This window comes from Bacillus mycoides (assembly GCF_000832605.1).
GTDB lineage: Bacteria > Bacillota > Bacilli > Bacillales > Bacillaceae_G > Bacillus_A > Bacillus_A mycoides.
Map to the genome: position 1 here is coordinate 2,934,747 of NZ_CP009692.1, position 14,561 is coordinate 2,949,307.

Annotated in this window: 11 protein-coding genes and 3 other annotated features; of the genes, 9 read left to right on the forward strand and 2 right to left on the reverse strand. The window is 35.4% G+C overall.

All coding sequences use genetic code 11. The features are described 5' to 3' along the window. The first annotated feature begins 147 nt into the window (after positions 1-147). The gene (gene entB / locus BG05_RS17000; protein WP_033734077.1) at positions 148-1,656 is read left to right on the forward strand and encodes a cell wall-binding protein EntB; all 1,509 of its coding nucleotides are present in this window, start codon (positions 148-150) and stop codon (positions 1,654-1,656) included. Between the two features lie 500 nt (positions 1,657-2,156). Then, positions 2,157-2,831, forward strand: coding sequence for a hypothetical protein (locus BG05_RS17005; protein ID WP_016127163.1), 675 nt, complete (start codon positions 2,157-2,159; stop codon positions 2,829-2,831). Between the two features lie 29 nt (positions 2,832-2,860). Here BG05_RS17005 and BG05_RS17010 read toward each other — a convergent pair whose 3' ends face one another. Then, positions 2,861-3,364 carry a kinase gene (locus tag BG05_RS17010; RefSeq protein WP_003189952.1) on the reverse strand — a complete coding sequence of 168 codons (504 nt, stop codon included), beginning with the start codon at positions 3,362-3,364 and terminating at the stop codon, positions 2,861-2,863. Positions 3,365-3,584: 220 nt separating this feature from the next. Between BG05_RS17010 and BG05_RS17015 the strand changes: the two genes are divergently transcribed. Both BG05_RS17015 and BG05_RS17020 read left to right on the forward strand, forming a co-directional pair. After that, complete coding sequence (locus tag BG05_RS17015; RefSeq protein WP_003189954.1) at positions 3,585-4,124, forward strand: GNAT family N-acetyltransferase; 540 nt, start codon at positions 3,585-3,587, stop codon at positions 4,122-4,124. Between the two features lie 42 nt (positions 4,125-4,166). Further along, entirely contained in the window at positions 4,167-4,691 is a 525-nt protein-coding gene (locus tag BG05_RS17020) for a cysteine hydrolase family protein (protein WP_002127870.1), read from the forward strand. Between the two features lie 181 nt (positions 4,692-4,872). On the opposite strand, the gene BG05_RS17025 is transcribed toward BG05_RS17020, so the two are convergent. Beyond that, positions 4,873-5,310 (reverse strand): YndM family protein, encoded by a 438-nt coding sequence (locus BG05_RS17025; protein WP_002127868.1) that lies wholly within the window; start codon positions 5,308-5,310, stop codon positions 4,873-4,875. Between the two features lie 150 nt (positions 5,311-5,460). Between BG05_RS17025 and BG05_RS17030 the strand changes: the two genes are divergently transcribed. The 5 genes from BG05_RS17030 (at position 5,461) to tyrA (ending at position 14,547) form a co-directional block, all read left to right on the forward strand. After that, positions 5,461-8,973 (forward strand): DUF4020 domain-containing protein, encoded by a 3,513-nt coding sequence (locus BG05_RS17030; protein ID WP_041868000.1) that lies wholly within the window; start codon positions 5,461-5,463, stop codon positions 8,971-8,973. Positions 8,974-9,081: 108 nt separating this feature from the next. Next, positions 9,082-9,318, forward strand: a binding site (T-box leader). 54 nt (positions 9,319-9,372) lie between these two features. After that, positions 9,373-9,609, forward strand: a binding site (T-box leader). A gap of 194 nt (positions 9,610-9,803) precedes the next feature. Further along, entirely contained in the window at positions 9,804-10,880 is a 1,077-nt protein-coding gene (locus BG05_RS17035; RefSeq protein WP_002013433.1) for a bifunctional 3-deoxy-7-phosphoheptulonate synthase/chorismate mutase, read from the forward strand. A 9-nt stretch (positions 10,881-10,889) separates the two neighbouring features. After that, positions 10,890-11,109, forward strand: a binding site (T-box leader). A gap of 53 nt (positions 11,110-11,162) precedes the next feature. Continuing rightward, positions 11,163-12,335, forward strand: coding sequence for a chorismate synthase (aroC, locus tag BG05_RS17040; protein ID WP_003189962.1), 1,173 nt, complete (start codon positions 11,163-11,165; stop codon positions 12,333-12,335). Between the two features lie 18 nt (positions 12,336-12,353). After that, positions 12,354-13,454: a histidinol-phosphate transaminase gene (gene hisC, locus BG05_RS17045; protein ID WP_003189965.1), complete on the forward strand. Its 1,101-nt coding sequence runs from the start codon at positions 12,354-12,356 to the stop codon at positions 13,452-13,454. Next, positions 13,447-14,547: a prephenate dehydrogenase gene (gene tyrA, locus BG05_RS17050; RefSeq protein ID WP_002168163.1), complete on the forward strand. Its 1,101-nt coding sequence runs from the start codon at positions 13,447-13,449 to the stop codon at positions 14,545-14,547. Before hisC ends, tyrA begins: the two co-directional genes overlap by 8 nt. Positions 14,548-14,561 lie beyond the last annotated feature (14 nt).

Consider the following 14,561-nt stretch of genomic DNA (forward strand, 5'->3'; position numbering starts at 1 on the left):
AAATTTGATAATATTGGAGTAGAAAGTTTTAAAAACAGTATATTAAGTGGTATTAATATACTGTTACAAATGTTTTGATACTCTGTGGAATTCCCTAATTTTATGGAAGCATTTGATAGAACTCAAAAAAACGCAATGGAGGCTAATATGAAAAAAATAATTGGCGCAGCAACAGCAACAGTTCTTGGATTGGGGGCTTTTACCACATCTGCTATCGCAGAAACTATCGTAACAGCGGATGTACTTAACGTACGTGAAAAGCCAACTACGGAATCAAAAATTGTCGAAAAAGTAAAAGAAGGACAAAAGTTAAAGGTCATACATACTGAAGAAGGATGGTCAAAAATTGATTTAAATGGTAAAGAATTGTTTGTAAGTTCGGAGTATACAAAAGATATTTATCATGTAACAGCAAACCTATTAAATGTACGTACTGAAGCAAACACAGAATCAGAAATTCTTGGCAGACTGAAACAAGATGATGTAATTGAATCAACACATCAAGTAAAAGATGGATGGCTGCAATTTGAGTATAAAGGAAAAACAGCTTATGCAAATGTTTCTTTCCTATCAAGTACAGCACCAATTGAAAAGAAAGCTGAAGAGAAAACGAAGCGAGTAGCGAAAGTACAAAAAGCAGTTAAAGCAAAGGAAGAAGTAAAAACGCAGAAAGAAGCAAAAGTACAAGAAATAGCAAAAGCGAAAGAAACAACAAAAGAGCAGAAAGAAACGAAAGCAGAAGAAATAGTAAAGCCTAAAGAAGAAGCGAAAGTAACAGAGAGAGTAAAAGTTAAGGAAGAAACGAAAGCAGAAGAAATAGTAAAGCCTAAAGAAGAAGCGAAAGTAACAGAGAGAGTAAAAGTTAAGGAAGAAACGAAAGCAGAAGAAATAGCAAAGACCAAGGAAGAAGCAAAAGTACAAGAAATAGAAAAAGTAAAAGAAGAAGCGAAAGCGCAAGAAATAGCAAAGGCTAAGGAAGAAGCAAAAGCACAAGAAATAGAAAAAGTAAAAGAAGAAGCGAAAGCGCAAGAAATAGCAAAAGCTAAGGAAGAAGCAAAAGCACAAGAAATAGAAAAAGTAAAAGAAGAAGCGAAAGCGCAAGCGCAAGAAATAGCAAAAGCTAAGGAAGAAGCAAAAGTACGAGAAATGGAAAAAGCAAAAGCACAAGAAATAGCAAAGGCTAAGGAAGAAGCAAAAGCACGAGAAATAGAAAAAGCAAAAGAAGAAGCAAAAGCAAAATCGCAGGAAATAGCAAAGGCTAAGGAAGAAGCGCAAGCACGAGAAATAGAAAAAGCGAAAGCAAAAGAAGCAACAAAGACACAAGAAGTATCTAAAAATAACACACAGTCTGCTAAACGTGAATTAACGGTAGTAGCGACAGCATATACTGCTGATCCAAGTGAAAATGGTACATATGGTGGACGCGTTTTAACTGCGATGGGTCATGATTTAACGACAAATCCTAATATGAGAATTATTGCAGTAGATCCGAAGGTAATCCCATTAGGATCTAAAGTATGGGTAGAAGGTTATGGAGAAGCTATTGCTGGTGATACTGGTAGTGCTATTAAAGGAAATCGTATTGATGTTTTAATGGGTTCAAAAAGTAAAGCTATGAACTGGGGAAGACAAACTGTTAAAGTGAAAATTTTATAATAATGGTTATCCAAATAGAAGTCAGTTCTCTTTATTGAGACTGGCTTTTATTTTTTACCTTAATGTGATTCATTGAAAAAATTTGAAGGATATGTAAAAGAATAAAACCTTAATTTTGCTGCTGAGTACCGTGAGCAGTAAAAGTAACCCTATTGAATTATATAATCCTTATTTGTATTTCTGACAACCATATTGTTCTTCTATCACTATTAAAATACAATTAGATAAATAGGAGAAAAATATTCATAAAATAGTAATTGTTTTATTTAGTCTTATACTAGGGTTTATAACGTTCCAAATCCCTATAGTGTCAGAATGGATACAGAACTCAGTCTTCTTGTAAATTGTTATTATTTTATTATCGTATTCATACCAAAAAGATAACGGTGATAAGAATGAGAAAAATGATGATTAGCAACAATAAAAAATGTTTTATGTACCGAAAGTTATTAAAAGATTAGTATCGAGGATTACCTTTATAAGCGAGAAGAGGATAGAATATGACAATGGAATTATATGGCGAACATTGGGATGGAATAAAAGGGTATAGAGTAATGGAAGGGAAAGATTCATATAATCATTATTTCGGTGGTCAAGATTGTGAAGTACCATTGTGTAAGTTATGCGGTGAGAAAATGCATCAAATTTTTTGTTTTGATTTGAAAGATGAGAAACTTGCTGAACTTAAAAATGATGAATTGATTGTATTACCATTCATCTCTTGCTTGAATTGTGCGATGGTGTGGGAGCCGCAATATTTTCAATTAAGTAATGGGGGCAAAACGGTACAAATAATAAAACAAGACAATACGGAAGAGTGGATTATGGAAGCTGAGTATAAGCTACCGGTCAATCTTCCAAAAACTAATGTAAAGCTAACGAATATGAAAAATGAAGATATACCTACTGATGAAGATAGTTACTGGGAAGCTTTTGACTTATTCGGTTCGGAATATGTATGTAGATTGGTAGGAGCGCCCCTATACGATGATGCTCCAGAAGATTTAGGATGTCCAACTTGTTCGAAAGAGATGAAATATGTTGCTACAATTACACAAGATCTTGAAGAACGGGAACTTATTTCAGTAGTTGATTTTCTGTTCGGTGAGATGAATATATATTATTACTTATGTAAAGATTGTTCCGTTATGAAAACTGAAATACAAGGAACATAATAAAATAAGACTGACAAAAAGAGTCAGTCTTATTTTTGTATCGTAACATCAGTAATAATTGCATGAAATATATCTCTTTGCGTGAAATCATCTGTAAAAACAGTCTCTCTATTAACCTCAATTGTATCGTGTGGGTTATACCATTTACTCAATAAATCTTTTCCAAATTCAAGTCGTTTTTCTCTAGTATTATGCCGTCTAATCGTTTCTTCAAGTGATAAGTCAAAATAATATGTATAAGCGTTTCCTTCGAAATAATGTATTAATTCTCTTAACATTTCACCGTACCTACGACTGTTTAGTATTCCTTCTAAAATAACAAATTCACATTTTCCTTTTCCGTACTTCGTAATTTCAAATAGTAAATCATGAGATAAGTTACCCATTGTATCGTGAACTTTTAGCATATCTCTGCGCACAACGTCTTGTGAGACTAGAAGTGTTCCTTGCCCGAAATGCTCTTGCAGTTCTTTTGCGATAGTTGTCTTGCCGCTTGCGGAGTTTCCTCGAAGAATAATTAATGTTGATTTCAAAGTCTCATCTCCAAATTGTTTTAGTTTTTTAGGTCCTGTTACAAAAGAACTTCATTATGGGAAACATTCTTTTAGTTAGTTAAATAATAGTTTATGATACTCAGTATAGGTTGAACAGAATAATTTCTTATTGTGGGATTATGCAAATAAAGCTGTTTGAAAAATTTACTATCCGCATATAGAAAAGTTATTATAAGAGTAACTAATAAGGAGGTGACCTATGTTATTCCAAAAGGGAAAATTATTAGTTAGATACGTAATAAAAAACGATGCACCTATCATTTCAAAATGGCTAACAGACCCAGAAGTCCTGCAGTATTACGAAGGACGAGATAATCCGCAATCTGTAGAAAAGGTGCTTGATCATTTTATACATCATCCAAACGGTCATGAAAAAAGATGTTTAATAGAATTTGATGCCGTTCCAATCGGTTACATTCAAATGTATCCAGTTGATTCTGAATGGAAAGCGTTATATGGATATGAAGAATCGCAGAATGTATGGGGAATGGACCAATTTATCGGTGAACCGATCTTTTGGGGAAAAGGAATTGGAACAAAACTTGTTCAAGCAGCAATTACATACATAATGGAGAACTTAGGAGCAGAAGCGATAGCGATGGATCCTAAAGTAAATAATGAACGTGCGATAAGCTGTTATGAAAAATGCGGGTTTAAAAAGGTGAAAGTACTAGAGAAACATGAACTGCATGAAGGGAAATTAGAAGATTGTTGGATGGTAGAATATAAACAATTATAATAAATATGCAGGGGCTTATAAAAATAAAGGGAGCTGTGTGAAATGAAAAAAGCATTAATAGTTATTGATGTGCAAGTGGGTATGTATACAGCAGGAATGCCAGTACATAATGGGGAAAAGTTTTTAGAAACATTACAAAATCTTATTGAGGAATGTCGTTCAAATAGTATTCCGATTATTTATGTACAACATAATGGGCCAAAAAATCACCCGTTAGAAAAAGGTACAGCTGGCTGGCAAGTACATGCAGCGATTGCACCACAAGATGGTGATAGTATCGTTGAAAAGACGACGCCAGATTCATTCCATAAGACAAACCTAAACGAACTGTTACAAGAAAAAGGAATTGAGCATGTTATTATTTCAGGAATGCAAACAGAGTACTGTGTTGATACGACAACGCGAAGAGCGTTTAGTGAAGGGTATAAAGTAACATTAGTAAGTGATGCACATAGCACATTTGACACAGATGTATTACGCGCTGAAGATATTGTAAAACATCATAATGTTGTATTTGGATCATTTGCAGATGTTATTACGTTAAAAGATTTAAAAGTAAAAGCGTAATTACAGAAGTTGCTGTCTCTTAATGGGGCAGCTTTTTTATTTGAAGATAGGCTATCAAACTTTGTCGATAAATCGATATTTCTTGTCGAATTGTTGATATAATTTCATTCACCGTATTGATATCACAAAAAAACAAAAAGGAGTACCACATTATCAACAAGGGTACTCCTTCACCAAAACGTTATTTCTTCTTATCTTTATCCAACACATTCTGTTCTTCAGCAAACTCGGTACCATATGCAAACCGGCGATTAATTCGAATGTTATCATTGCTGTGCCTTGTGTGGGAATTAGAAAAGCGATGGACGATTACTTCTGATAATGTAAAGACGATGGCAGAAAGGATACTACCCCATGCAATTTGCATGTAGTTGTCTAATAAAATATTACCGAAAATCCAAACACTTAAGTACGTAAGTAAGAAATCCGTCATAATGGCAGCGGAATTGCCAATTCGATTTAAAATAATTTTATCAACAAACATATAAGAAATGATTGTGACGAAGAGACTAAAAGAAATGATTTGGACGAGCGTTGCTGGGAAAAATAGAGCTAGTCCGATACTAAAAGCGATGATGCATGATATAAATTTGATAAGTATTACAGTAATATCATTCAATATTTACACCTCCCATTTATACATAGTTTTACAATAAATACAGGAGTTCATACATTGGAACGGTTTAATTTATATAAAACTTTATCATGCTGAAATTTTATCTAAATATTAAAAAAATAATCAAAAAATGTTATAGTGAAATGAGAGCGTATGACATTTTTAGGTAAGGGGGAATCCGGGATGTGGATAACTTCAGAAGTAGAAATTCCAGATGAGTTAATCGATCACCTTGAACAAGGTAAGTTAGTATTATTCGTTGGAGCAGGAGTTTCTATGAAGGGGAAATCAAACTTACCGAATTTCGATGATTTAGTTGATGAAATTTCGAAAGCTTTATATGTCGAAAGGCGTGAGATGACAGAACCCCACGATTATTATCTCGGTAAAATTGCGAAAACGAAAGATGTGCATCAAGTTGCAAGAGACCTCGTTAATATAGAAAAATCAAAACCAAATCCATTACACTATGCGATTCCAAGGCTGTTTCCGTTAGATACGGATGTTCGAATTGTAACGACAAACTTTGATCAACATTTTACGTCTGTAATTACAGAAATGAATAGAGAGCTGAATATTTATTATGCACCTGCTTTACCGACAGGGAGAGCGTTTAAAGGGTTGGCTTACATACATGGGAATGTAGAACAAGAGAAAGAAGCTTTAATTTTAACGGATGGTGATTTTGGAAGGGCTTACCTAACAGAAGGGTGGGCGAGACGATTTTTAGTTGATCTATTCTCAAATTACACTGTTTTATTCGTTGGGTATAGTCATAATGATCCTGTAATGAAATATTTAGCAACAGGCTTACCACCGAGTACAAGGCGTTATGCTTTCGTCGCACAAGGTGATAATACATATCATTGGGAGCATTTAGGGATAAGACCGATTGTGTATCCGAATAAAGCAAATAATCATCAGGCGCTTGTGAAAGCGGTGAAGCGGTGGGCGGAATTAATGGGGGATAATTATATTACGAAAAGAATGCGTATTCGTGATATTGTAACCGTTCCTCCATCAGTAGAGCAGGAGCAATTATCCTATATAAAACAGTCAATAAAAAAAATTGAAACCGTTCGGTACTTCGTTGAATTTGCTCGTGATTATGAATGGGTGGAATGGCTTGAAGCAGAAGGGAAACTAAGAAATTTATTTCTGCTTACAGCAAATTATGATGAAGTAGATGAATTGCTTGCGGAATGGTTAGTGGAGCAATTTCTATTTAGTCATCAAAAAGAACTATTTCAATTGATTTTTAAAAATCATTCTAAAATATCCCCGTTATGGTGGCGAACAATTTGTAGTTACTTAAACGAAACGAAAGAAACGATGGACCCTTTGTTGTTTGCAAGATGGACATTGCTTTTATTAGAAACAGCAGAGAAAGATAGTAGCTCTATTGAAATAATCACATATTTATTGCAAAAATGTTCTTTCCCTGAGCATAAAGAAATTGGCTTGTTGCTATTAACGTTTATTTTAGATGGGAAACTTAAATTGAAGCGTGTAAGAAGATGGGGAAATGATACGCAAGAGTCGATTGAACTCGAGGAATCGAGTCGTATACCGATGCCTATTTTTTCTCATGTGGAGCGAATTTGGAAAGAGAAAATGAGACCATATATCGCTTACTACGCAAATCCGATTATGGTTACGGGGTTAGAAAAGATACAACTATTATCATTAAGACAAAATGCACTGAAAAGAAGAGATAGAGAAATTTCAGAGCAGGAGTTACAGCAAAATGATTTTACATTTTTAATTCAAATTGTAAAAGAGTGTCTTACATATTTATGTGAAAACAATGAGAAAAAAGCAAATCATTATATTACAGAAATGATAGAAACTGATAGTGTACTTCATAAGCGAATTGCAATTGAAGCAATGATTAATAATGTATTCGTTACAGCGGATGACAAACTGAAGTGGTTGTTACATGTAGATGTTCTGTTAGATTTCACATGTAAACATGAAGTGTTTCAACTTTTAAAGAATTATTACGCAGATGCTTTAGAGGAAACGAAAGAAGAAGTAATTCAACATGTATTAGAGTATCTTGCAGAAGAGAGGGCGTTTGATGCTTGTCTTGTATTAGACTTACTATTCACGTGTGATTCGAATAGTAAGTGTACGGCGGAAGGATACGAGCTAATGAAACAGAAACACCCCCATTTTTCTTCAGATCTATACAGTGTTCCAAAGAAAGAGGCAAATGAACAACGTATTACATGCAATGTAACAGCTGATGGATTACTACAGCTGAAAGACGATGAAATAATGGAGCAAGTTCGGCAATTTTCAAGAGACGGTGTTTTTGAACAACGCCATTTTTTAGAGATGTTATCAAAAGCGTGTAAATTGAATGTAGAGTGGAGTATTTCGTTTGCTTATCAACTAGTAGGCGTGCACGAAATTAGTAATGAAGTATGGTTTGTGTGTATAAGAGAGTGGCGAAATAACCGGAATTTGACGAATGAACAAATTCAAAAAATCATTCCGTTATTGCAGAAATTTATTAGAAATACTGCTTTTCATTGGCTAATTAGTAGTTTTCTATATGAAATTAGCAATCGATTAGAAGAGCTAGAAGAAAACAGTATACGGGTTGTAAAGCGCTTTGCTTTTTCAGTATTTCCACATGTTATGAGAGGGGAAACAGATTTTAAAATTGGAAAACAAGAGTTTTACAATGAGTCTATACAGCATCCTGTTGGGAAGATGACAGCTGTATTGCTAAAACTGTTAGCGTACGATCACTTATATGATCGCAATGTATATGAATATTTATTTTTATTTGAAGAACAGGTAAGGGTTACTTCGGAACGAACGAACTTTATGTTAGCTCGTTTAACAGCAGATATTACGTTTTTATACCATATTGAGAAGCAATGGTGTCGGAAAAATGTACTACCTTACTTAGATTTAAAGAAAGAAAGTGAGCTTACGAAATATGCGTGGGCGGGATTATGTTATACGCAAATTAATCTACCTTTGTTTACAGAAATAAGACGATATATTAAGTATGCAGTAGAACATTTAGATGCACTACATCCATATACGAGAGAAGCATTTTTAAAATGGCTTAGCTTTGTATTTATTAAATGCGTATTATATTGGGAGCAAAAAACAGATTGGTTATATCCACTTTTGATGCAAGAAAACGAAGAGAATAAAATTAAATTTATGCAGTATTTATGCTACTACGTAAAAACGTTAAGTGGTAAGGAACAACAAAAATTTTGGACAGCGTGGCTTAGTGTGTTTTTAAGAGAACGTCCGAAAATGGGCGTAATAACAACGAGAGAATATATGATGCTTTTACGTATTGTTTTATGCATGGATGAGGTTTTAGAAAAAGGATTAAATATTATTTCTAGTAAATTTCAAGGTGTGGAAGGACAATCTAATCAAGAAGAAATGAAACAGTTGTTTATAGAGATACTTGAAAAGAAAGAGCGTATGAAAGCGTATAAAGAATTGTATGCAAATGTGTTTTTCACTTTACTGCAGACGTGTCAAGAAGCCGATTTACTTGAAAGTGAGATCATACAAGTAAAAGAACTATTAACCAGGTATGAAGTAGAAAGACATGTATTAAATTTAATAGAAAATGAAATAATTCGCATCGGAATCGTAACGGAGAATTTACAAGAGGAATCATAGGGCGGAAGTGGAATTTTAAAAAAATATATAAAAAGTTATTGACAGTGTTTTGAAAAGCGTTCTATAATACGAATCATACTTATTCAATTTCAAAAACATTTGAATAAACAAAGTGCAATGAAGAGATCACAGTAGTGGTTAGTCTTACTGTAACAGAGAGCTGGTGGTTGGTGTGAACCAGTACAGGGATAATCATGAATTACAGTCTTGGAGCATCTTTTTCGTAGTAAAGATACTATTGTCTTTATGAAGGAAAAGCGGTCAAATGATCGTTAACAGTGAAGAGAGGTAGACAGAAATATTGTCTACAACTAGGGTGGTACCGCGATAAATATCGTCCCTACTGATTTATTCAGTAGGGACTTTTTGTATTTTAGTGGTCCAACTTGAAAATAAAATAGTCATGCATTGAAAGGAAAAGCAGTAGTTGTTGTTTCCCTGTAACAGAGAGCTGGTGGTTGGTGTGAACCAGTACAAAAACAAGAGCGAATTACAGTCCTGGAGCATCTTTTTCGTAGTAAAGATAGTTATTGTCTTTATGAAGGGAAAGACGGTCAGATGATCGTTAACAATGAAGAGAGGTAGGCGAAATAAGTCTACAACTAGGGTGGTACCGCGATAAATATCGTCCCTACTGATTGAATCAGTAGGGCTTTTTTGTACAAAAAAGTGGCTTATTAACTAGTAGTTAGTGTCTTTATGGTAATTATTAGTTTAAAATAAGAAGAGGTATCGATTCCACTTTAAATTTGTATAATTAACCAGTTCAGAAAATAGAGAATTTTTTATTCTCTTACTATACTTTTAAAACATTAGAGGAGGATTTCCAAATGGCAAATCATGAATTAGATCAATTACGTAAACAGGTAGATGAAATTAACTTACAACTATTACACCTATTAAACAAACGCGGTGAAATCGTTCAAAAGATTGGGGAGCAAAAACAAGTACAAGGTACGAAACGCTTTGATCCAGTACGTGAGCGTGAAGTACTTGATATGCTTGCAGAGCATAACGAAGGACCATTCGAAACGTCAACGATTCAACATATTTTCAAAACGATTTTCAAAGCAAGCTTAGAATTACAAGAAGATGATAACCGTAAAGCATTACTAGTTTCACGTAAAAAGAAAAAAGAAAATACAATTGTTAATGTTAAAGGTGAATTGATTGGAAACGGAACACAAACGTTCATCATGGGACCTTGTGCGGTAGAAAGTTTAGAGCAAGTTCGCCAAGTAGGGCAAGCGATGAAAGATCAAGGACTTAAATTAATGCGCGGCGGTGCTTTCAAACCGAGAACGTCTCCATACGATTTCCAAGGTTTAGGAGTAGAAGGTTTACAAATTTTACGACAAGTAGCAGATGAGTTCGACTTAGCGATTATTAGTGAAATTTTAAATCCGAATGACGTAGAAATGGCGCTAGAATACGTTGATGTAATTCAAGTTGGAGCACGTAACATGCAAAACTTCGATTTACTACGAGCTGTAGGTAAAGTTAATAAGCCAGTATTATTAAAACGTGGATTAGCAGCAACAATTGATGAGTTCATTAATGCAGCGGAATACATTATTGCACAAGGTAATGACCAAATTATTCTTTGTGAGCGCGGTATTCGCACATACGAGAGAGCGACACGTAACACATTAGATATTTCAGCAGTACCGATTTTAAAGAAAGAAACACATTTACCAGTTATCGTTGACGTAACACATTCAACAGGACGTAGAGATTTATTATTACCAACAGCGAAAGCGGCACTTGCAATTGGAGCAGATGCAGTAATGGCTGAAGTTCATCCAGACCCAGCAGTTGCGTTATCAGATTCTGCGCAACAAATGGATATTCCAGAATTCCATAGATTCATGGATGAGTTAAAAGGTTTCAAAAATAAATTATCTTAATTCCATATCATAAATGCACTGAAGAGGAAACAGTAGTGCTTATCTCACTGTTAAAGAGAGCTGATGGCCGGTGTGAATCAGTACAAAGGTAAGCATGAATTACAGCCTTGGAGCATCTTTCCCGCCAACTTTTGGAGAGAAAGACGGTCAAACGATCGTTAAAGAAGAAGAGAGGTAGACGAAAGAAGTCTACAACTAGGGTGGTACCGCGATAAACATCGTCCCTACTGAGCGCTCAGTAGGGACTTTTTTGTACAAAAAAATAGTAAAGGGGCAAGAGAAATGAGATACATTACAGCTGGAGAATCACATGGGCCGCAGTTAACAGTTATTTTAGAAGGTGTACCAGCAGGTTTAACATTAACAGCGGAACATATTAATAAAGAATTATTAAGAAGACAAAAAGGGCATGGGCGCGGAAGACGCATGCAAATTGAAACAGATACAGTTGAAATTGCAAGTGGTGTACGTCACGGAATGACACTTGGTTCACCAATTACGTTAATCGTAAAAAATGATGATTTCAAACATTGGACGAAAGTAATGGGTGCTGAACCAATTTCGGAGCAAGAAAGTAAAGAAATGAAACGTACTATAACGAAACCACGTCCAGGACATGCGGATTTAAACGGGGCAATTAAATACGGCCATCGTGATATAAGAAACGTATTAGAGCGCTCTTCTGCAAGAGAAACGACAGTTCGTGTTGCTGCTGGTGCAGTTGCGAAACAAATTTTGAAAGAACTAGGTGTGGAAATCACAGGACATGTTCTTGAAATTGGTGGGGTACAAGCGAAGCGTATTTCAAACTTACCAATTGAAGAAATTCAAACGATAACTGAAAATTCACCAGTTCGATGTTTAGATAAAGAAGTAGAACAAGAAATGATGAATGCGATTGATGATGCGAAAAGTAGCGGAGATTCTATAGGCGGTATTGTCGAAGTCATTGCAGAAGGAATGCCAATTGGAGTTGGTAGCTACGTTCATTACGACCGCAAATTAGATGCAAAACTTGCCGGTGCTATTATGAGCGTGAATGCGTTTAAAGGTGCTGAGATCGGAATTGGTTTTGAAGCGGCAAGACAGCCGGGAAGTAAAGTGCACGATGAAATTTTATGGGATGAAGAAAAAGGATACACGAGAAATACGAATAATGCCGGCGGTTTAGAAGGCGGTATGACAACAGGTATGCCAATTGTCGTAAGAGGCGTAATGAAGCCAATTCCTACATTATATAAACCGTTAGCAAGCGTAGATATTGATACGAAAGAAGCGTTCCAAGCGAGTATTGAGAGATCTGATAGCTGTGCAGTACCAGCAGCAGGTGTTGTAGCTGAAGCTGTCGTTGCATGGGAACTTGCCGGTGCACTAGTCGAGCAATTCGGAAAAGATCGCATGGAATTACTAAAACAAAATATTTCGCAACATAACAAATACGCAAAAGAATTTTAATGAAAAGGTGGATTTAACATGCGAGTAAAAGATCAACTATCATCATTACAACCGTATAAACCAGGTAAATCACCAGAGCAAATGAAAGAAGTATACGGGAATCATTCATTTGTTAAGTTAGCATCAAATGAAAATCCATTTGGCTGTTCACCTCGTGTTTTAGGAGAATTACAAAAATCGTGGCAGGAACATGCTTTATATCCTGACGGAGGTGCTGAAGTACTCCGTCAAACAATTGCAGAGAAATTACAAGTGCAAATGGAACAAGTGCTTTGTGGTAGTGGACTTGATGAAGTCATTCAAATTATAAGTCGTGCAGTGCTCTGTAAAGGAGATAATATCGTAACTGCTGGCGCGACATTCCCTCAGTACCGTCATCATGCAATTATTGAAGGCTGTGAAGTGAAAGAAATTGCTTTAAAGAACGGTGTATATGATCTAGATGAAATTTCTTCAGCAGTTGATGAACATACAAAAATCGTATGGATTTGTAATCCGAACAACCCGACAGGCACATATGTGAATGAGCGAAAATTGACTCAATTCATTGAAAGCATTAGTGAAAATACGTTAATTGTCATTGATGAAGCGTACTATGAATACGTAACAGCAAAAGATTTCCCTGAGACATTACCGCTTCTAGAAAAACATAACAACATTCTTGTACTTAGAACGTTTTCTAAAGCGTACGGATTAGCTTCTTTCCGCGTTGGTTATGCGATTGGACAGGAAGAGTTAATCGAGAAATTAAATGTCGTACGTTTGCCATTTAACGTATCTTCATTAGCGCAAAAAGCAGCGACGATTGCTTTTAACGATGAAGCGTTTATTGAAGAAATAGTTCGTGTTAATACAGAAGGATTACAACAATACGAGAGTTTTTGTACAGAAAATGAAATTCCATTTTATTCGTCGCAAACGAACTTTATCTTCTTGCCGGTAGATGATGCTGGGGAAATTTATGAAGCTTGTGCGCATGCAGGGTTTATTATTCGTCCGTTTCCAAATGGTGTTCGTATTACAATCGGAACTAGGGAACAAAATGAAGGAGTGATTTCAGTGTTAAAACAACACTTTGAAAATAAAAAAGGTAAGTCTCGAGATGAGGCAAATGTGTAAAAAGGTAGTATTAATCGGTACTGGATTAATAGGAGGCTCTCTTGCATTAGCGATTAAAAAAGAGCACGATGTAACGATTATCGGTTATGACATATTTAAAGAGCAAGTAGAGCGCGCAAAAGAATTACATGTAGTTGATGAAGTAGCAGTAGATTTACAGCGTGCATGTGAGGAGGCAAATTTAATTGTATTTGCCTCTCCAGTTGAAGAAACGAAAAAGTTGTTACACAAACTTGCATCATTTCATTTACGAGAAGATGTCATTGTTACCGATGTAGGAAGTACGAAAGGGACAATCATGAATGAAGCAGAAGCTTTATTAACAAAGCAAGTTTCATTTATCGGCGGACATCCGATGGCAGGTTCTCACAAAACAGGAGTTGAAAGTGCGAAGGCGCATTTATTTGAAAATGCATTTTACATTTTAACACCGATGAATCATGTATTAGATGAGCGAGTAGAAGAGTTGAAAGAATGGTTAAAAGGAACAGGCTCTCATTTTCTTGTATTAAATACAAAAGAACATGATTATATAACAGGAATAGTTAGTCATTTCCCACATTTAATTGCAGCAGGATTAGTAAAACAAGTTGAGAAACATGCTGGTGATAATCCGCTTATTCATCAACTAGCGGCAGGCGGATTTAAAGATATAACACGTATTGCATCAAGTAGTCCGAAAATGTGGAGTGATATCGTAAAGCAAAATCGAGGGCATTTATTGGAACTATTAGAAGAATGGATTTTAGAAATGGAAGAGCTATATAAGACGGTTTCTAAAGGAGATGCAGGAGAAATACAAAGTTATTTTGCAGATGCGAAAGAATATCGTGACTCTTTACCAGTTCGAAAAAGAGGGGCGATTCCTGCCTATCACGACTTATACGTCGACGTTTTAGATAAAGTAGGGGCATTAGCCCATATCACAAGCATTCTAGCAGAAGAAGAAATTAGTATTACGAACTTGCAAATATTAGAAGCGCGAGAAGGATTGCTCGGAGTTTTACGAATTAGTTTCCAAAGAGAAGAGGATCGAACGCAGGCAAAAATTGCGCTCGGAAAAGAAGAATACCAAACGTATGAAACAATTTAATGAGGAGGGTGACA